Genomic DNA, 17,804 nt, shown 5'->3' with positions numbered 1-17,804 from the left:
TACCAAACTTGATATTGTATAACAAAAAAATACTTTATCCTCATAAATACCTCCTTTATAAAATCTAAATAAATTTTTTATAATTTAAATTTTAAAATTGTCAATATAGTAGTATTTAATTTCAAAAAGCAAATAGTGTCTCATTAATTGTGTAAAGACTTGAAAAATGATAGGAGGATTGGTAGCTTCCTCAAGAGAACAAGTAAAGATTACTAAAAAAGGAAGGGAAGCTACCGTGAAACAACAAAAGCTAAACTTACTTTTTCATTCCTTAGAAGAGACATTAAACTTGTCTCATCAGGAATTTAACAAGTATCTATCTTGAAAAGCAAAAATAATAGGCAAACGGTTTTTATACCAGAGATTTACTTTTCGTGTCTTCCTACTTCCTGAAAGATTATTATACTTGATCTTGAAAGAACTGAATGAGAGGTTAAACTCAAGGAAGTTAAGAGGGTTTAATGAAATTGAATTGGGGAACTACCATGCCTTTCCCGGAAAAATTTTTACACAATAAAAGGGACACTATGTTAAAATAATCCTAAGATTTAGCGAAATTTTCTTTAAATTATTAGAAATTTCTTTATTTTTGAACTTGACAAAATTATTGTTTTATCTATACATTAAATTAATCAAATATCAAACACATTCTGGATTTAACAATGGAAAATCCAGGGATCGAAGAAAAGGGATTTTCTCCCCACTTAAATTAAGTTTTATTCTTTTTTCTCGGCTAATACTTATTCTTTTTACTTTAATTACCATTATCCTTAAAATAACCCTTCTAAATAAGGAGGTAACCTATGCTTCCACCAAAAAGGAGAGATAATTTAAAAGAAAAGATAGAGGGAATAACTAATAAGCTTGGTGTTTCAGCTTATACCAGAGTTCTTGATTACGAAATCTTTCAGACGATAAAATCCTATCTTCTCAAGCTCTATAATGGAGATAAAGTCGTCCCTCCACCTTCTGAACTTCCCTTTAAAGTAGAAGATGTTTTTTCCTTTATTCCTCCTGGGATCCTTACTTTTCCTACTATTGTAGGAATTGATCCTCTTGAGAATTATGCTTCCTTTGAAAATGCTCTTCTTGCTATCGTTAGATATAACGATAAAAGATATTTCCTTTCACTTCCCATCATTCCAGATAGGTTTGGTAACCTTTATAGTATTTTTGTTGTAGGTGAGGATCCAGAGGAGTTGTACTCTATTGAACTAACAAATTTATTAACAAAGCTTGCTATAAGAAATTCAGGATATTATGGTAAATTCCTAAGATTATCTCTTGTTGGAGAAAATATTGAAAGAGTAAAATTTAAAGTTTTACCTTCTCCCACAATTACTCTTAATGATATTTATTTAAAAGACAAATCAGATCTTGAGGATTTCATTGAGGCAGTAAAGAGGAAAAACTACGGGCTTAGATACCTTTTTGTTGGGGAACCAGGGACAGGAAAAACTGATACAGTAAAGGCTATAATAGCTGAGTGTTTAAAATCAGAATCAGATGGAATTACCGTAATTGAGGTGGACGCAGGATGCAAAATACCTTTAAATATAATCTTTGAATACGCAGAAATATTTAGCCCGGTTTTACTCTGCATAGATGACATTGACCTTTTAGTTGGAACGAGGGATAAATTGTTTAACCCAAAAGAATTATCAAGTGCTCTTCAGGCTTTAGATGGCTTTGTTAAAAGGGATGATCATTACCTTATAGCTACCACAAACGATAGACATCTTGTTGATATAGCCTTAAGAAGACCGGGAAGGTTTGACCTTATCATTGAATTTAAAGAACTTGATCCAGACTTTTACCCTTCTCTAGTTTTAAGAGAATCAAAAGATGAACGCTTAAGCGAAGTCTTTAAAGAAGAAAAGATAAGAAAGAAGTTAGCCATCCTTAAAGTAACTGGAGCCTTTCTTGTAACCTTAGTTAAACATTTACTTAAACAACGGTATAACGAAACCAAATACGACCCTCACACAGTATTAGCCTTGATAGATAAGCTTCACAAATCTTTTAAGTTTGAGGTTAAACAAGAAGAAAAATTGGGATTTGTAGGGGGTTTTGAGCATGAATAAGATTGACCTTGAAGCCCAAAGACAGATTGCTAAAGAACTAACCGATGAGGCTATTGCTTTAGGGAATCCTTATATATGTCTTACCGGATTAGATAGTCTTTTAAGAAATAAAGGGGTAAATATTTACAGATATACCAGAGAACTTGATAAAAAGGAAAGGAGAGCCATAGACAGAGAGATTTGTAATCAGCTTATTAAATGTGCAAACGAGATTTTAGAAAGATTTGAAGCTGAACCTGTTTTAGATAAAAGAAAAAAGCTTGAACGAGAATTTTTAGAAATACTTAGGATGTTTGCTAAACTGAAAGATATTGATTCGGCATATCATTTAATGCATGATTTTTACTACTATTTCAATCCCTATGATTATAACTACATTCTTATTTTAAATGAACTGAGGAGACTGAATCTTGACCCTGAAACCGAGATGGTAGCACTTAAAGTTAAAGATATTATCAACATTGATGAAGATCAGAAATCAGCCGAAGAGCAAGAGGTAGTTCAAGATAAAGAAATAGAAAAGATGTCTGTTTGGGAATATCTTGAGCGTAGATGTAAGGATGAGCCAACAGTAGAGCTACCGCAATGTGAGTGCGAAGAGGAAGAGTATCCCCTTGACCCCATCATTCAGGCAATCGAAGAATTATTTGCCAACCAAGCTGATGCTAAACCAACCTTAGAGATGGCAAAGGATTATTTAAAAACTAAAGGGCTTACCCTTGAGACTTTCTCCAAGAGGGAGCTTATAGAGTTTTTAAACGTCTTAGCCTCTTTGATAGCAGATAGAATACTCTTTGATAACGAAGAGTTAGCTAAGATTTATGATAGTATGTGGCTTGAAAATATCAACGTCTATTGCTTAAAAAATCCAAGTCCTAAAAATCCTTACTGCAGGGTGATGTATCTCTTTTATTTGGACATAATCGGAAGGTATGGTGCTGAGAAGGCATCCTACGAAGCTTATGAATTTGTAAAGAAAAGGGTTGAACCAAACGAGGTTGAGAAACTTCTCATTGAACTTTTAGAGGATGAGCTTAGCAAAAGGCAAATAAGAGCCAAGACCAAACCAAGCAAAGGGGGTAAAAGATGAAGCTCTACAAAACTTCATCCAGTTCTAAATATTGTGCTACTTGTGAGTATTGGGGTGCAATGAGGCAAGCCAGAAGTTCTTACGTTGAAAGCGAAGAATGGGGCATATGTTCTAACAGAAGAGGCAGTTTTTATGGTAAGGAGGTGAAATACAAGGACCGTTGCACTAAATATGTGAAATGGATCGTGCTTGAGAGGTAGATTTTATGCAGATTTATTTTACTGAAGATAAGACGGTTGTTGATAAAGTAACAGGAGAAGTTTTTAATCTTGAAGAAGAATTAGGGGTATGGACTTGGGATAAGAAAATATATGTTTATAGCAGAATTCCAAAAAAGGAAAAACTTAAGACACTAATTCATGAGATTGTAGAGTGTTTTTTAGTGGTCTATTTAGGTATAAATCAAGAAAAAGCCCATAAGATAGCAAATTTAGTTGAAAGAATAGCAGGTTTTTGAAAATAGCAAAGGGGAAAGTTATCCAAATACTAATATGTTGTGTTACTTGTGAATTTTAGGAAAGATTTAATATGTATATATGGTTATCGTGTGGAAAATAAAAAAACGGGAAATGTCTTCCAATAGGTGCAATTATAGAAAAGAGAAAAATATAGAGATTATTGTGGTAAATACTTACATTACATTAGATTGCCTTGGATATGAGATAAAAAGGAGAGCAAAGTATGTGGAAAGAATACACAGACATTAACGATAAACGAAAAAAAATTTGTTGGGAAAAAGATGATTTTAAAATAATATTAGAAGGGGAAAATATAGAAATTACGAATGAAAGTGTAAAACAAAAATGTTCTGAACTTAATTTTGATATAGCTAATGTTATAGTTCAAGAATGGAAAGAAATTTGGGTATATGTAAAAGATGATATAGAAAAAATTGAAATTGAAAAGGTTTATTTTGGAGAAGAAAATGCTGAACAAAGACCTAAAGGTTGCTGGAGTTTTACCTTTAGAAATTATCTTGGAAAAAGTTTTATAAAAGTAAAATTTAAAAATGGTCAAGAAATTAAGACGGATCCAATAGAGATTATTTCAAGTAAAACCCCAATTAATAATGAAGAAGATCCTCTTTTTTATCCAAAATTTTTAAAAAACTTAATTGACGAAATAATAGAGTATATCATTTCAGCTCCATTTTATTTAGGATCACCAACTGAATTTCCAACTGAAGAACATACTCAAATTCAATCACCTATTTTTGTTCTTCATCTTTTAACCCAAAAAGCAGACGATATTATTCAAGCCTTACAAACAATTTCACAAAATCCTTATAGAAGCTTAATTACTCATGAAAGATGGGTATTACCTAATGAAGTAAAAAGTGTTGATGAAGACACTATTATTATGATGTTTCATCATCCAGAATATTTGCGTAAAGTTTCTTCAAGAAGTATTTTAAAATTCTTAGCAAATAGGCTAAAGGGATATCTCCCAGAGAGAGTTTTTGAGCGTCATGTTATAGAAACCCTTGATAATCTAGAAAATCGTTTTATTAAAAGTTTTATGGACATCATTCTCTATTGGTGTGAAGAATTTAAAAAGCGTAACTTTTGGGAAAAAGCTAAATCCTGTCAATCAAAATTAGAAGAATTAGAAAACTATGTTCGTTATTTTAGGAGTGGTTCGCTTTTTGGAGATGTAGGTAATGTGACTTTTTTGCCTTACTCTTCTCAAGTTTTGTTGAAAAGAGACGGATATCGCGAATGTTTGAGTATTTATCGACTTTTGAATATTTCAAGATTACCCTTGTTTAATGAGCTAAAAGATGCTATAGACAACAGAAGGATAGATAAACTCTATGAGTATTGGTGCTTTTTTGAGCTTGCCAAAAGATTGGCAAAAGCCTTAGGTAAAGACTTATCAGAGCTTAAATTTCAAATATTTGAAGCTCAAGAAGGTGGACTTGCATCAGAGATTAAAGCAGATTTAGGAGATAGTTATGAACTTGTATATAACAAAACTTTTAAAAGAGGAGAAGAAAGTTATTCGATTAATTTGCGCCCTGATTTTACACTTATTAAAAACAAAAGGGAGATAAAAGCTGTTTTTGATGCCAAGTTTAGGTTTGACTTAGTGAGAGAAGAGGAGATAGATAACGAACTTGAAGAAGAAGCCTTTAAAATAGGAGATTTAGAAAAGTTGGTAAAAATTCAAGACCTTTTTAAGATGCACACTTATAGGGATGCATTGGGATGTGAATTAGCATTAGTGTTGTATCCAGGAAGTGAAAATGTGTTTTATGATGCTAATAATACTAAAGAAAAAAATAAGTTTGATTTAGAATCAATTTTAAATAAACAGGGTATTGGTGCCATAGCTATGGTGCCAGAAAATAAAGATAAAAACAAGAGTAAATAAGGGGGTGATAAGATGGATAAGTTTCTCATTAACAAGCCAAGACTTGAGGCTTTGTTAAACATTTATGCTGGCTTTTTAAATGAAAACAAAGAATATTTAGAGGAAAGAGAAAGCAATTTAAAATTTTTTAAAGATATTTTAGAAAAAATTAAAATGAATCAACTTATAAAAGGAAATATAAAAGAAATTTTTAATAAAAAGAGACTTTATACTACTCCTCAATATTTAAAGCTTAATAACGAACTTAATAACAAATTAGTACAATGGCTGAATAATATAGTAGAAAGGGTGAATAAAGCAGAAAAAGAAAATAGAAGACTTTCAGATGGTGAAATTAAGGGAATTGTACTTAAACTAAAAGATAAAAAATATAAGGCTGTAACTACAGAAATACTCTGTGTTTTTTATCCACATCACTATTGGATTCAAAATGAAAAAAAATATAAAGAAATGATAGATAAATTAAAAAGTTTAAAAGTATTGGAACTTTTTAACTTTCAAATAAAAAATTATGTAGAAAATTATGAACATATTGGAGAGCTTCAACAAGAGATTTTAAACATTATGCAGAATAATAATAATTTATTGAACACTTATAACGAATTAATTGGTAGGAAAGAAATAAACTTTTATGATGTAGATGGATTTCTGTTTTGGTTGATAGATAAAAAATACGAAAATACATATAATGAAGATGTTTTAAATCAAGAAATTGAGAAATATCTAAAAAAAATTAATCTTGCTTCTTACTTTCTATCTGAAGGCTTTTATTTCAATCCTGATCAAATTACAGCTTTTTACTCTGCCCTCAAGACCAAAGGTTTTGTAATTCTCTCTGGACTTTCGGGAACAGGAAAGACAAAATTGGCTCAACTTTTTGCTGAACTATTGTGCCCCTGTGATAAATGCCATAAAAAAAACAGTCAAGAAACAGAAATTAAACCTGATACCGAATGTGATACTTGTACTCATATCTTTCTTTCTGTTAGACCCGATTGGAGAGATGGAAAAGCTTTGCTTGGATATTACAATCCAATCACAGAAAACTATGAAAGTACACCATTTCTTAAATTTATTTTGAGAGCAAAAAATGATTACCAGAAAAATAAAGAAAATGCTAATCCATACTTCATCATTCTTGATGAAATGAACCTTTCACATGTTGAATATTACTTTTCGGATTTTTTAAGTGTATTAGAATCTGGAAGAGATGAAAATGGTTGGACAAAGGAAAGCATAAAACTTCACTCACTTGAAAACGTTAAAGACCTAAGGGAAAATGAAATTCCTTCGGAAATTAAACTTCCGCCTAACCTCTACATCATAGGAACTGTAAATATAGACGAAACAACTTACATGTTTAGTCCAAAAGTTTTAGACCGGGCCTTTACTTTAGAGTTTAGAGAGATTGATTTTGATAAATATGCTTTTTCTAAAATTGACGAAGATGGATCAAACCGAACAGCCAAAGAAATTAGTCAAACAATACTTCAAGATTTTAAAAATAACGGAAATTTTTGCGGAGCTATAGCTGATAAAACAGAAGTTGAAGAGGCTATAGAGAACTTAAAAAACAACGGAAAACTAACTGAACTTATTAAATTAAACAATAATTTACAACCCTATGATTTACACTTTGGCTATAGAGTCTTAAATGAAATAGCCTTATTTGTAAAATATGCTACAAATGCACCAGATGTTGTAGGGAAATTGGATGAAAATACCGCCTTAGACTATGCAGTTTTAATGAAAGTTTTACCTAAATTTCACGGACCAAGGCAAAAATTAGAAAGACCTTTGTGGCTAATTTTGAATTGGTGTTTAAAAAATCCTGTAGAAAATTATGAAAATGAAAAATTTGATGACTTTAAAAAGAAAGTCTGGAAAATATTAACAGGGATTGAAAGAATACCAATTACTGATGATTTAGCCTTCTTCATTGAAAAATTTCAGGATAAAACCTCAAAAAATGTTTATCAAGAAAGTACCCAACAAGATCAATCAACACAGCAGAAACAACAGCTATCAGAAGAACCTAATCAATCTGAAAGTCCTGTCCAACAAGTAAAACAAACAGGACAGCGTGATGCAATTAAATATCAAAACGCAGCTAAAAAAATCTTGTTAATGCTTAGGCAACTTTATGAAACAGGATTTGCAAGCTTTGCTTAATAAAAATAATAAATTGCAGGAGGTAACGAAATGGCTAAAATTAAAACATCTCAAATTAAATTGAACCCCAGTAATCTTGGGCAGATTTTGCTTGAAGATTTTTGTCCTCAGTGTTTTTGGTTTACTAAAAAATTTCCTCTTGAAGATAAGCACCCCTTTAGTTCCCCAATGCCTGGAATTGTGGGTATAGCAGATTCTTATATTAAAAATGTAGTTAAATGGCACATACAAAATTTTAGAATACTTCCCTCGTGGATCTTAAACCAATTAAATACCATATACCCTAATTTTGATTTTCAAAATTCAAAACAAATTAAAACTGGATGGTGGGAAGTTCTTCTTTTTAACAATTCTTGCGTTTTAAGAGGATAAGCAGACGAAGTCCTTGAATTTCCAGATGGCTCTTGGTTTATCATTGACTACAAATTAGCTTCTCTCACCGAAAATCAGAAAAAATTACTACCTTTATACGAGGCTCAACTTAATGCTTATGCCTACTTAGCTCAGAAAAAATTTAGAAAACCGATAACAGGCTTAGCTTTATTATACTTTGTCCCAGAACACAAAGACCTTCAAGATGAAATTATTTTACACCGAACTAAAGACCAATTCCTTTTTGGCTTTAAACCAACCATCGTCCCAGTTAAACTTAGGGGACCTGAATGGGTAGAAGACTTGTGTAAAAATCTTTTTGAAATACTTTCTTCAGATAAACCTCCTAAAGGAAAACCAAATTGTCAAGGATGTAATCTCCTATTTGAATGCTAAGTAAAATTAACAATTATTTGTTATAAAATAACCTTAGAGGTAAAGACATAATGGAAGAAATCAAATACACAGGGTTTGGTGGCTTCCAGAAGCTTTATCTTTTAATAAAGTTAATTACTTCATTTAAATGCTTTTTAAATTTTTCTAAATCCTTTCCAAATATTATACTTTTAGACTCTGTAATTTCAATATTTTTTACCATGATAAGATGAATTTTAACTTTAACCTGCTAAGTATGAGCTCAAAATGAGCATATCTAAGCAAGGGTCGATTTTTCTCAGAAATGTCCTTTCCCAAATAGCAGTAGGTGTAGTAAAATGGAATTTTTACTTTAGGGCTTATTTTATACATAAGAAGAAAAACTTTATCAGTTATAAGAAAGCTATGATAGCAGTTGCAAACAAACTTATAAGGGGTATCTATGCAATTTGTATAAAAAGAACTTTCTTTAATCCTACTTTTTCTAAGTTTACTGTTCTGGAGGTCTCTCATGTTTAATTCCTATTTTCGGTAGTGTCTCATTAATTGTGTAAAGCCTTGAAAAATGATAGGAGGATTGGTAGCTTCCTCAAGAGAACAAGTAAAGATTACTAAAAAAGGAAGGGAAGCTACCGTGAAACAACAAAAGCTAAACCTACTTTTTCATTCCTTAGAAGAGACATTAAACTTGTCTCATCAGGAATTTAACAAGTATCTATCTTGAAAAGCAAAAATAATAGGCAAACCATAGTGTCTCTTTTATTGTATAAAAATTTTTCCGGGAAAGGCATGGTAGTTCCCCAATTCAATTTCATTAAACCCTCTTAACTTCCTTGAGTTTAACCTCTCACTCAGTTCTTTCAAGATTAAATATAACAACCTCTCAACAGAGCCTTCATCCGGAAATACTTCTATTACCTTTATCCTCCTTTTTATCTCTTTCGCTAACCTCTCAACCTGATTAGTTGTATAAATAAACTGCCTTATCTCTCTCGGATACCTCAAAAAGGTTAATAATGCATACGCTTTATCCTCCCATTTCTTCACTACCTTAGGATATATCTTACCCCATCTTTCCCTTAATCTTAATATCCCCTCCTTAGCTCTTTCTTCTGTTTCTGCTCTATATATCCTTTTTAAATCTTCTGCAAATAAACCTCTATCTTTTGCCCGCACCTTATTTAAAGAATTCCTTACAGTATGTAATACACAAAGTTGCCATTCCGAAGCTGGATAAACCATCTTTATGGCATTTTCTATCCCAGGCAAATCATCCGTAATAAAAAGTTGAACTTTCTTTACCCCACGCCGATTTAACTCTCTTAAAGGTTTTCCCAATTCCTGGCACTCTCCCTGGCATACCCAAATATCCAAAATCCAAGTATCTCTCTTCTCCCATCAGGCTTTATCCCTAAAACTAAATATACTGGCTCCTTTGCTACCTCATTTCGACGAATAGATAAATAAGTTTTTTAACTTCATCTTCAGTCACCTTTATTAATCGGGAAATGCTTTTCAGCCCTCCTTCTTTCAGGAAGTAGGAAGGCACGAAAAGTAAATCTCTGGTATAAAAACCGTTTGCATAGTCTTCTTGCTCTTCTAAATAAATCCTTCTTTCTTCAAGCATAAGGTTTTCTAAAAGGTTTTTAATAAGATTGTTGACTTCTTGCTGAAAAAAGTTTAGAATCCCTTCTATAGGTTGTTTTGTTAAAGTTTTAGTTTTTTTTCACGGTAGCTTCCCCTCCTTTCTGGTAGTTTTGGTTATTATGCATTGGGGAAGCTACCATACCCTTCCCTTTCCCTCAATGCTTTACACAATTAATGAGACACTACCTTTCGAAAAAACCATACTCGGAAGTATAATCAGAGTAAATGGATCAATGCGAAAGTTTTTCTCCATTTTATCCTCAAATAACAGTTCTTTTTTAATGACAATTACAACACTTAATACTGCTCCTTCTGCCTCAACAGCGATCTTAGTCTTTTATACAACTTCTGCTATGGTATAGACAAGTAATAAAGGCATGATAAAATTTTCATTCTTTGCCAGAGTTCATGGTCTATATCGTTTTAAAAGTCACACTTTGAGTACTGATTATTGGTCCGGTTGGTCCGGTTTATCTTTCCCCATAATCAAAGACATTTCTCTCTCCTGAATCAGGGAATAGATATTTACTCCTATGGCGAAAATAAAGAGGAGAGCTGTTAGAAAAAATCCAATCTCGCTATTTAATTGTAACATTCCTCCTGTTTCTTTCATAATATTTTTATCAAGCTTTAATTTAAGTATAAGAAGCAAACTTATCCCAGCACCTCCTACTGCAACGCTACCTACAGCCCTCCTTTTTCCCTTTAGTAAGAAATTCAATCCTAAACCAGCAATAGCAGCCAATAAAATGAGGATTGCAATGGGCTCGCCTTCTATCTTTCTTTTCTCATTTTTCTGGTTTACGCCCAACTCCAGAGGCATCTTAGGTTCCTCGATAGTCGTTCCTGTAACCAACTGAATCCCGGTAACAGTTATAATCTTTTGTCCTTGACAGGAGACACTAAACCATGGAAGAAAAAAACAGAGAATAACAATCCCGAAAAGTGCTGGTGAGATTTTTTTAGTCATTAAGGCCCTCCTTTTGATATTTATTTTATCGTTTTAATACTTTTTTAGCGCAAGCCATATTTTTTTACTTTCTTAAATTTACAGGTTTACTGGTGCCTTATAAACTTCAAATAACTCCATCTTATACTAAACTAATCCTATCATAAGAATTTTCAATTACTTTTTTGCCGTGTTTTAAATTCTTTTTTGTTGGCTATCAATGTTTTTTAGTCGTTGGAGTGTTTTCATCTTGCACTTTTAAATCTCCTCCTGTTCCCAAACCGCCTTCTTTATGTTGCATTGTAAAGGTTTTTATGGAATATTTTGGGCACTCCTCTTAAATTATTAGGTCATAGGCAAGGTTTAATTATTACCTTGTTTTGATTTAAAATAGAACAAAATTGTTCTTTTTTATGCACAAGAAGAGGCTGTAAATCAGCTCTTTTATAAAAATTTGGATCCGTGAATCCAAATTTAATTGCTTTCTCGATTGAAATAAGGGCATAGTCATACTCTTTGCGATTAATGTGAGCGATAGCTCCTACGTAATGAAGGAACCCATCGTCTCCTGCTTTTTCTAATCCTTCTTTATAGGTATCTACTGCTAAATTATAGTTCTTGGATTGAATGTATGCCGAAATTAAGTTAGCATATGCCAGAGTGCATTTTGGTGAGATAGCTATAGCCTCTTTAAATTCCTTGATAGCATCTTCAAATTTCTTGTTATTTGCAAACTGAACGCCTAAATCAATGTACCTCTTTGCGTCTGGACTGCATTCATTCTTACTTGCTACAGACTTACTTGCTTCAGAGGTCGGTTTGGGTTCTGATATTTCATCTTTTTTAGGTTGGGCTGAGGCAACGATAATTGGTTTCCCATCTATGATGATTACGGTTGCTTGTTCAGCTAAGGAAAAAATATCCATTTTGATGTTCTTTGCTTTATTTAGTTCTGTTTCGTTATACACTGCCTCATATTTTTTTAGTTTCTTCTCCCAGGTCTTTAGGTCAGATTCACCTCTTAACATATCTTGCCAATTATAGGTAATGACTTTCGCCTGTTTTCCATCAAAGAAATGAACTTTCATATTTCTAAGGCTATACTTAACATTTTGTTCTTTTAAGTAGTCTACATACTTAGAAAATAAATCCCAGGCATTACCACCAGCTAAAAAAACACTTCTCCCCTTAGCACCTTTATCAGAAGTACAAGAAATTATAAGAAAAAGGGAAATCAATAGGCAAAAGATTTTTGATTTTATATTCAACATATCACACCCCCTTCTGACTATGAGCTTGAATCTTTTGATTTATTTCCTCTATTTTTTGATTAATTTTGTCTTTATAAATCTTTAATCTGTCCTCTCTTTCAAACTTTGAACTAAACGATGTTCTTATTCTATTTTCAATTTCTTTATATAAGCTAAAATTATTTTCTTTAAATTTTTTATGTTTTTGGGTTGCCAATACTAATTGCTTCTTTTTAAGATAAACAAAAGCATCTTCTTGTCCTTTTTTAACCATAATATGTTTATACTCAAAAAAACTAACAACTAAACCTAACAAAACAGTAAAAAGAAATATTCTTACATCAAATTCGTCCCCTAAACCTCTAACTGCAGCAACAAACAAGATAAGAATAATTCCAATGAGTATGGGAGCATATATAGAAAAATACAATTCAGTTTTTGACTTAGGTTTATAAACCCCAGCTCTTCTTTCATTCGCAATTCTTTCAAGATGAGCAGCTCCATACCCAAGCAATCCGCTACCAACCGCTAATAAGCCACCGTAAATTAAAACAAAAGGATTAAAACCTTCCCCACCTAATATAGCTTGTATAAGAAGAATTACTACTTCTGCAATTGCACCAAGAATGAAAAGAATAAGCCACCTAATCGGATTTGCTCTACAAAGTTCGACTAAATTCCTGTCTCCATATAGTGTTTCATAGTAACTTATATCTTTTTGCCACTTGGAGTCTTCCTCTGTATATTTATTCAAATCACTCAAAATATCATTAACTAATTCTGGAGCGTAATGATCTTTCAGTCTCTTTAATATCTCATCTACTTTTAATTCTTTATTTTCCTTCTGCATCTGATCAAATATGAGGTTAAGGTCTTGATCAATCTGAGATTCTTTTAATTTTAAAAAATTTTCTATTGAATCATTCAAAATGTTTTGATCCACTTCTTGCTTGATTATATTATCTATTAAGTTTCTCTCGATTTTATATAAAGTATCCATCTCATTGCAAAATTCTTTTCTTTTATTTGGCGGAATATTCTCTAAACCAGCCCTATCTCCTAGCTCAAGTTTAATCCCCTCAAACTTTCCCATAGCCCCTCCTTTACCTTTTTTTTAAAAAACCGGATCTAAATTCTTCTTGTTCTTTATGTAAAGCGGAGTTTGCCCCTCATCAGAACATTTACTTTCTATATACCTTGACTTTATACTTTTGCAAGCCTTGGAGGAAGTTTTTTTTATGTCATCAAAAGTTAATCTATAAGTTAATTCACTGTTATACTCGCCCTTTGGTAGTTTGCCAAAGTAGAAATAAGTAAACACTCCGAAAGAAGTCCCTCCCATTTCATACTCCATGGCTAATTCATTGCCGCTTGCCGCAGAGATGTAAATAAGATCTTTATCAATTGAATGAATAAGTTGGCTAACCACCTTGGGTTCAGGGCTATACACCTCATCCTTTAATCTTTCTATTAAAGGCTTTAATGCAGTCCCGCTGTAGCAAGCATCAACAATTGTAATAACCCTCATAGGCTTATACGTAGAAGTTATAATCCTTAATACATCTGAAATTTTTAAGGAATTCTCTAACAATCTGCACATCTTGTTTGCCGTTACTATTATATCTCTTGCTCTGGCTGCTCCTTTTTCTCTTTGACTTACATTAGTTAACGCTCTTTCAAGTGTTTTACATTTTTCTTCTTTAATATTTGTATCATACATTACGAAACCGATTATGCCATTTGGTTCTATAGGTGCTCCATGAGTTGAGATATATAATAAAAAAGTCCCATATGGTTTTACTTCGTTTACTTCTTTTTCTATTGTCTGTATAACATTCCTAAGAGTTGCATTTTTATCTTTTAGCACTATAGTATTATATCCTTGTTTTTTTAGAACTTCAGTAACTAAGTTTGCATCATTTGTTGGACCATCAAGCTTTGAAATCTTTGTATCTTCATATTCTCCTACCGCTATCACAACGGCTGTTTTTTCTTTTAATTCTTTAGCCTCCTTTAAACATTTTTTTTTCTTTTCTTTATGTGGAACTTCTTTCCTCTCTCTCTCAGGTGGTAAGTAAACAAAGGTTTTCTTCTCTTCAAAATATGGCGAGTATGAATAAGTTTTACATTCTTTAGGATTTCCAAGTATTAAATAAGATAGACATTTTTCAGCTGTTTTAGTTTTGATTACCGTAACTTTTGGGTCGTAGGCAGGAGAAACCTTCCCAACACCTGCTCGTGCCTGTGCAATCATGAAGGCTGATAAAAACTCATCATAATCCTTATACACCCCCCTTAGTTCAATTTTTTTGTCAGCTTCATTAAGTTGAATATCCCCCTTTTCAATTCCAGCAACTTTAAATGCTTTTTTAATATCATCAAACAAATTCTCTATCTCTATTTCGGCATAATCTTGTCCTAACAGAGGAGTTTTTAATCCCAAAATAATAATACCCATTAATAACAATGTTCCTATCTTATTTCCCAATCTACTTCTCCACTTGTTTTTTGCCCTAAAGCTATGACCTCTAACTTTAGCTTATATTTTCCCTTGATAGCCCCAGGACAGACAGGAAAGAGCCATGATATTGCGGTCTCTCCCTGAATTATGGGAACTAATTCTTCAAATGTTCCGAGGTAATCAAAGTTTCTATATAAATGAAATAGATATCTCACATTTACTGCCTTTTTAGGGTCAAAATCAAGTAAAGTGTGCTTTATGACTAACATAACATATTCATTTTCCTTGAAGATTGTCTTTGGTCTTAGCGAAGAATGATCTACTGTCTCAATTTTGTTTATTTGTAAAAGAGGGGGGCGATATGTTTTAGGTAATTCATAAGGACTTTTTGAAAGAAGTAAGTTATACTCATTAATTGCGTATACTACCGCTACCCCCATTCCTGCGATCGTGTAAAATACGCATCTTTCTTTAGCTTTGTCTTTATCTTTGTGAAGCATATTGTCAAGTAGACAAACAATTAAGCCTCCTCCCAAACCTTTAATAATATCTTTTGATGCTCGATCTATAAGAGCAATCTTAGGACTATTATTAAATAGGTCTTCACAACTATTAGAAAATCCGAATGACAACAAAGGGGTTGATAGAATTAAAAAATTACTAATCAAAAAACATAAGAATTTCTTTGCTATAAACATTTCACAACTTTGAAGATTTACTTATGCCTCAACTCTATTAATGCTACGATAGGTTTTGTATTTTTATTATGAACCTCTGAAATCGCAAAATTAGCTCCATCTTCAAACTTAATCAAATCTGCAGTAGAAGTAAGAATTATATCTCTACTGCTTACTCTTTTGGTTTCAATTTGTGATTTCAATCTATAACATACCGGAAGATAATTTGAAAATTCGTCATTATATTTGATAGACTGTTGGTCAGTATTATCTACAAGAACGATGTCTCTAACTGATGTATATTGTTTAAGAATTTGTTCCTCAACTTTGCAAGGATAAAACTCAAAAATTAATTTTTCTTTACCTTTAGTATTTATAAATTTAAAAGTTCCTTCATTAGGTGGTAATTGTGTCATCATAAAACCTTTTTTGATTATCCATGTTCCAAGATGATTAATTCGATTCTTAGGATTTATGTTATAAACCTTAACTACTCCTGGAACGTTAGTCTGAAATTTCACAATAAATTCATCTCCGGTTTTGAAACGATACTGTTGTGGATTGACCGAAATACCTTTACCATTTTCAAATTTAACAACCTCTATACTCAAACCGCTTGGAATTTTTACTATACTTTTCGTATCTTTCTTTGAATCTTTTTTAGTTGTTGGTGAGGAACTTTGTTTTTTATCAGTTTCTACTACAGAGCCTGCTGTAGTCATAAAAAGGTTTCGTGCACTAACCTTTTCATTTGAAAAGGGATAAGCTTTGCTTGAAAAAAATAAAATTAAGACTGCTAAATAAGTTAATACTTTCATTCTAACCCCCTTCTTTTGATTAATTACACTTCATCTCATTTTTTAAAACATTTTTTATGCCCTAAAGTTGTAGAGGTCAGGTCGCAAATTCATTAAGCCAGATAACATCTTCTTTTATTGTCTTCATTTCATGATTCTTACAGAAGCAAGCATCTTTGGCCTTCGGATTGCAGAGGACTGCCATATCTAATACCGTTATCATAGAACTTTCCTCCCTCTTAACGAGAGGTTCCAACCAACTACCTTCTTCGTGTACCAGTCAAGCACTATTGCCAGATATACCCAACCAACTGCCTCGAGGCTCTCTACCTTAGGATTTCTCCCTTGAGACTTCATCTTTTGTCCACTTAATACCCTCTCTTTCTATCTCTACAATTTGCTTGCCAGTAAGAAGCTTCTTTAGCCTCTCTATCTCTGCCTTGTAATAGGGCTAAAAACAAGGTTAACCTCTACAACTTTAGTGTATCAAGATATTATAATAAAAAATTATGTAACATCATTTTTAAAAAAGTCAAGAAGGTTGTTGTTTTTTTAGTAGTGTCTCATTAATTGTGTAAAGACTTGAGGGAAAGGGAAGGGTATGGTAGCTTCCCCAATGCTTAATAACCAAAACTACCAGAAAGGAGGGGAAGCTACCGTGAAAGAAAACTAAAACTTTAACAAAACAACCTATAGAAGAAATTCTAGACTTTTTTCAGCAAGAAGTCAACAATCTTATTAAAAACCTTTTAGAAAACCTTATGCTTGAAGAAAGAAGGATTTATTTAGAAGAGCAAGAAGACTATGCAAATGGTTTTTATACCAGAGATTTACTTTTCGTGTCTTCCTACTTCCTGAAAGAAGGAGGGCTGAAAAGCATTTCCCGATTAATAAAGGTGACTGAAGATGAAGTTAAAAAACTTATTTGTCTATTCGTCGAAATGAGGTAGCAAAGGAGCCAGTATATTTAGCTTTAGGGATAAAGCCTGATGGGAGAAGAGAGATACTTGGATTTTGGATATTTGGGTCTGAAGGGGAAAGTGCTAAGAATTGGGAATAAATTTTAAGATGGATATATAGACTAGAAAAAGCTAAAGTAAGATTAAAGGGAAGATGGGGTAAGATATACCCTATAATTAAGCTTTGAGATGGTAGCAAAAGAGATAAAGAAAAGGGAGAAGGTGGTAGAGGTATTTGCGGGGTAAGGGGTAGTGTTTTTATTGTCCTTTTTCTCTGACGTAGGCTCTAAACACTAATTTTCCTTTAATTAGGTAAAGGTTTTTTATACCTTTATACATTGTATATACATCTTTTTAAGTTTTTAAAATCTAAAAAAGGCTTTTTTTATATATTTAAAAATTTGGTGTGGTGTGGTGGTGTGGTGTGGTAGGATCAGGTGTTCCTTCTACACCTGATAAAAAGCCAGATATTACACAGGGGGGTGTTACGGAGAATTTTGATTGTGAAAAGTGCCGGGGGCGGGATTTGAACCCGCACGGGATTAGCTCCCACTGGATCCTGAATCCAGCGCGTCTGCCTATTCCGCCACCCCGGCTA

At 32.6% G+C, this 17,804-nt stretch carries 22 protein-coding genes and 1 tRNA gene; 13 read left to right on the top strand and 10 right to left on the bottom strand.

The window, feature by feature from the left end; genetic code table 11:
- The first annotated feature begins 166 nt into the window (after window positions 1-166).
- The 11 genes from F1847_RS09200 (at window position 167) to F1847_RS09195 (ending at window position 9,190) form a co-directional block, all read left to right on the top strand.
- Window positions 167-325 carry a hypothetical protein gene (locus tag F1847_RS09200; protein WP_168194248.1) on the top strand — a complete coding sequence of 53 codons (159 nt, stop codon included), beginning with the start codon at window positions 167-169 and terminating at the stop codon, window positions 323-325.
- Between the two features lie 478 nt (window positions 326-803).
- Window positions 804-2,084, top strand: coding sequence for an ATP-binding protein (locus F1847_RS02995; RefSeq protein ID WP_150071625.1), 1,281 nt, complete (start codon window positions 804-806; stop codon window positions 2,082-2,084).
- Window positions 2,077-3,174: a hypothetical protein gene (locus F1847_RS02990; RefSeq protein WP_150071624.1), complete on the top strand. Its 1,098-nt coding sequence runs from the start codon at window positions 2,077-2,079 to the stop codon at window positions 3,172-3,174. Before F1847_RS02995 ends, F1847_RS02990 begins: the two co-directional genes overlap by 8 nt.
- Complete coding sequence (locus F1847_RS02985) at window positions 3,171-3,374, top strand: hypothetical protein (protein WP_150071623.1); 204 nt, start codon at window positions 3,171-3,173, stop codon at window positions 3,372-3,374. The genes F1847_RS02990 and F1847_RS02985 overlap by 4 nt, the downstream gene beginning before the upstream one ends.
- Before the next feature lie 5 nt (window positions 3,375-3,379).
- Window positions 3,380-3,631 (top strand): hypothetical protein, encoded by a 252-nt coding sequence (locus F1847_RS02980; RefSeq protein ID WP_150071622.1) that lies wholly within the window; start codon window positions 3,380-3,382, stop codon window positions 3,629-3,631.
- A gap of 224 nt (window positions 3,632-3,855) precedes the next feature.
- The gene (locus F1847_RS02975) at window positions 3,856-5,547 is read left to right on the top strand and encodes a DUF2357 domain-containing protein (RefSeq protein WP_150071621.1); all 1,692 of its coding nucleotides are present in this window, start codon (window positions 3,856-3,858) and stop codon (window positions 5,545-5,547) included.
- Between the two features lie 12 nt (window positions 5,548-5,559).
- On the top strand, window positions 5,560-7,719 hold the full coding sequence (locus F1847_RS02970; RefSeq protein ID WP_150071620.1) for an McrB family protein: 2,160 nt from the start codon (window positions 5,560-5,562) through the stop codon (window positions 7,717-7,719).
- A 30-nt stretch (window positions 7,720-7,749) separates the two neighbouring features.
- Complete coding sequence (locus F1847_RS09330) at window positions 7,750-8,091, top strand: hypothetical protein (RefSeq protein ID WP_240702838.1); 342 nt, start codon at window positions 7,750-7,752, stop codon at window positions 8,089-8,091.
- 39 nt (window positions 8,092-8,130) lie between these two features.
- Entirely contained in the window at window positions 8,131-8,487 is a 357-nt protein-coding gene (locus F1847_RS09325; protein ID WP_370516786.1) for a PD-(D/E)XK nuclease family protein, read from the top strand.
- Between the two features lie 246 nt (window positions 8,488-8,733).
- Complete coding sequence (locus F1847_RS02960; RefSeq protein WP_206202418.1) at window positions 8,734-8,985, top strand: hypothetical protein; 252 nt, start codon at window positions 8,734-8,736, stop codon at window positions 8,983-8,985.
- 46 nt (window positions 8,986-9,031) lie between these two features.
- A complete protein-coding gene (locus F1847_RS09195) occupies window positions 9,032-9,190 on the top strand; it encodes a hypothetical protein (protein WP_168194248.1) in 159 nt (52 codons plus the stop codon).
- A 35-nt stretch (window positions 9,191-9,225) separates the two neighbouring features.
- Here the strand turns inward: F1847_RS09195 and F1847_RS02955 are convergent, their stop codons facing one another.
- From F1847_RS02955 to F1847_RS02915, 9 genes are all read right to left on the bottom strand, one after another.
- On the bottom strand, window positions 9,226-9,840 hold the full coding sequence (locus F1847_RS02955) for a transposase (RefSeq protein ID WP_168194247.1): 615 nt from the start codon (window positions 9,838-9,840) through the stop codon (window positions 9,226-9,228).
- Window positions 9,789-9,923, bottom strand: a complete 135-nt coding sequence (locus F1847_RS09510) for a transposase (protein ID WP_150072748.1) — start codon at window positions 9,921-9,923, stop codon at window positions 9,789-9,791. The genes F1847_RS02955 and F1847_RS09510 overlap by 52 nt, the downstream gene beginning before the upstream one ends.
- A complete protein-coding gene (locus F1847_RS02945) occupies window positions 9,905-10,093 on the bottom strand; it encodes a hypothetical protein (protein WP_150071618.1) in 189 nt (62 codons plus the stop codon). Before F1847_RS02945 ends, F1847_RS09510 begins: the two co-directional genes overlap by 19 nt.
- Before the next feature lie 468 nt (window positions 10,094-10,561).
- A complete protein-coding gene (locus F1847_RS02940) occupies window positions 10,562-11,083 on the bottom strand; it encodes a hypothetical protein (RefSeq protein WP_150071617.1) in 522 nt (173 codons plus the stop codon).
- 329 nt (window positions 11,084-11,412) lie between these two features.
- A complete protein-coding gene (locus F1847_RS02935; RefSeq protein ID WP_150071616.1) occupies window positions 11,413-12,333 on the bottom strand; it encodes a M48 family metallopeptidase in 921 nt (306 codons plus the stop codon).
- Window position 12,334: 1 nt separating this feature from the next.
- Window positions 12,335-13,405 (bottom strand): hypothetical protein, encoded by a 1,071-nt coding sequence (locus F1847_RS02930; RefSeq protein WP_150071615.1) that lies wholly within the window; start codon window positions 13,403-13,405, stop codon window positions 12,335-12,337.
- 21 nt (window positions 13,406-13,426) lie between these two features.
- Window positions 13,427-14,800: a caspase family protein gene (locus tag F1847_RS02925; RefSeq protein WP_150071614.1), complete on the bottom strand. Its 1,374-nt coding sequence runs from the start codon at window positions 14,798-14,800 to the stop codon at window positions 13,427-13,429.
- Window positions 14,785-15,471, bottom strand: coding sequence for a hypothetical protein (locus F1847_RS02920; protein WP_150071613.1), 687 nt, complete (start codon window positions 15,469-15,471; stop codon window positions 14,785-14,787). Before F1847_RS02920 ends, F1847_RS02925 begins: the two co-directional genes overlap by 16 nt.
- A 17-nt stretch (window positions 15,472-15,488) precedes the next feature.
- Window positions 15,489-16,268 carry a DUF4384 domain-containing protein gene (locus F1847_RS02915; RefSeq protein WP_150071612.1) on the bottom strand — a complete coding sequence of 260 codons (780 nt, stop codon included), beginning with the start codon at window positions 16,266-16,268 and terminating at the stop codon, window positions 15,489-15,491.
- 740 nt (window positions 16,269-17,008) lie between these two features.
- On the opposite strand from F1847_RS02915, the gene F1847_RS02910 reads away from it, so the two are divergent.
- Together F1847_RS02910 and F1847_RS09505 are read left to right on the top strand one after the other, a co-directional pair.
- The gene (locus F1847_RS02910; protein ID WP_150071611.1) at window positions 17,009-17,197 is read left to right on the top strand and encodes a hypothetical protein; all 189 of its coding nucleotides are present in this window, start codon (window positions 17,009-17,011) and stop codon (window positions 17,195-17,197) included.
- Window positions 17,173-17,307, top strand: a complete 135-nt coding sequence (locus F1847_RS09505; protein ID WP_150071610.1) for a transposase — start codon at window positions 17,173-17,175, stop codon at window positions 17,305-17,307. The genes F1847_RS02910 and F1847_RS09505 overlap by 25 nt, the downstream gene beginning before the upstream one ends.
- Before the next feature lie 410 nt (window positions 17,308-17,717).
- On the opposite strand, the gene F1847_RS02900 is transcribed toward F1847_RS09505, so the two are convergent.
- Window positions 17,718-17,802, bottom strand: a tRNA-Leu gene (locus F1847_RS02900).
- Window positions 17,803-17,804 lie beyond the last annotated feature (2 nt).

This window comes from Thermodesulfobacterium sp. TA1, assembly GCF_008630935.1.
Classification (GTDB): Bacteria; Desulfobacterota; Thermodesulfobacteria; order Thermodesulfobacteriales; family Thermodesulfobacteriaceae; genus Thermodesulfobacterium.
Note: the sequence above shows the minus strand (reverse complement) of the source record. Positions and strands in the feature narration are given on the sequence as shown.

Bases quoted from the DNA above. Each gene is read 5' to 3' on its own strand.
- F1847_RS09200 (WP_168194248.1), top strand. From the start codon at position 167: ATGATAGGAGGATTGGTAGCTTCCTCAAGAGAACAAGTAAAGATTACT.
- F1847_RS02995 (WP_150071625.1), top strand. From the start codon at position 804: ATGCTTCCACCAAAAAGGAGAGATAATTTAAAAGAAAAGATAGAGGGA.
- F1847_RS02990 (WP_150071624.1), top strand. From the start codon at position 2,077: ATGAATAAGATTGACCTTGAAGCCCAAAGACAGATTGCTAAAGAACTA.
- F1847_RS02985 (WP_150071623.1), top strand. From the start codon at position 3,171: ATGAAGCTCTACAAAACTTCATCCAGTTCTAAATATTGTGCTACTTGT.
- F1847_RS02980 (WP_150071622.1), top strand. From the start codon at position 3,380: ATGCAGATTTATTTTACTGAAGATAAGACGGTTGTTGATAAAGTAACA.
- F1847_RS02975 (WP_150071621.1), top strand. From the start codon at position 3,856: ATGTGGAAAGAATACACAGACATTAACGATAAACGAAAAAAAATTTGT.
- F1847_RS02970 (WP_150071620.1), top strand. From the start codon at position 5,560: ATGGATAAGTTTCTCATTAACAAGCCAAGACTTGAGGCTTTGTTAAAC.
- F1847_RS09330 (WP_240702838.1), top strand. From the start codon at position 7,750: ATGGCTAAAATTAAAACATCTCAAATTAAATTGAACCCCAGTAATCTT.
- F1847_RS02960 (WP_206202418.1), top strand. From the start codon at position 8,734: ATGAGCATATCTAAGCAAGGGTCGATTTTTCTCAGAAATGTCCTTTCC.
- F1847_RS09195 (WP_168194248.1), top strand. From the start codon at position 9,032: ATGATAGGAGGATTGGTAGCTTCCTCAAGAGAACAAGTAAAGATTACT.
- F1847_RS02945 (WP_150071618.1), bottom strand. From the start codon at position 10,093: ATGCTTGAAGAAAGAAGGATTTATTTAGAAGAGCAAGAAGACTATGCA.
- F1847_RS02940 (WP_150071617.1), bottom strand. From the start codon at position 11,083: ATGACTAAAAAAATCTCACCAGCACTTTTCGGGATTGTTATTCTCTGT.
- F1847_RS02935 (WP_150071616.1), bottom strand. From the start codon at position 12,333: ATGTTGAATATAAAATCAAAAATCTTTTGCCTATTGATTTCCCTTTTT.
- F1847_RS02930 (WP_150071615.1), bottom strand. From the start codon at position 13,405: ATGGGAAAGTTTGAGGGGATTAAACTTGAGCTAGGAGATAGGGCTGGT.
- F1847_RS02920 (WP_150071613.1), bottom strand. From the start codon at position 15,471: ATGTTTATAGCAAAGAAATTCTTATGTTTTTTGATTAGTAATTTTTTA.
- F1847_RS02915 (WP_150071612.1), bottom strand. From the start codon at position 16,268: ATGAAAGTATTAACTTATTTAGCAGTCTTAATTTTATTTTTTTCAAGC.
- F1847_RS02910 (WP_150071611.1), top strand. From the start codon at position 17,009: ATGCTTGAAGAAAGAAGGATTTATTTAGAAGAGCAAGAAGACTATGCA.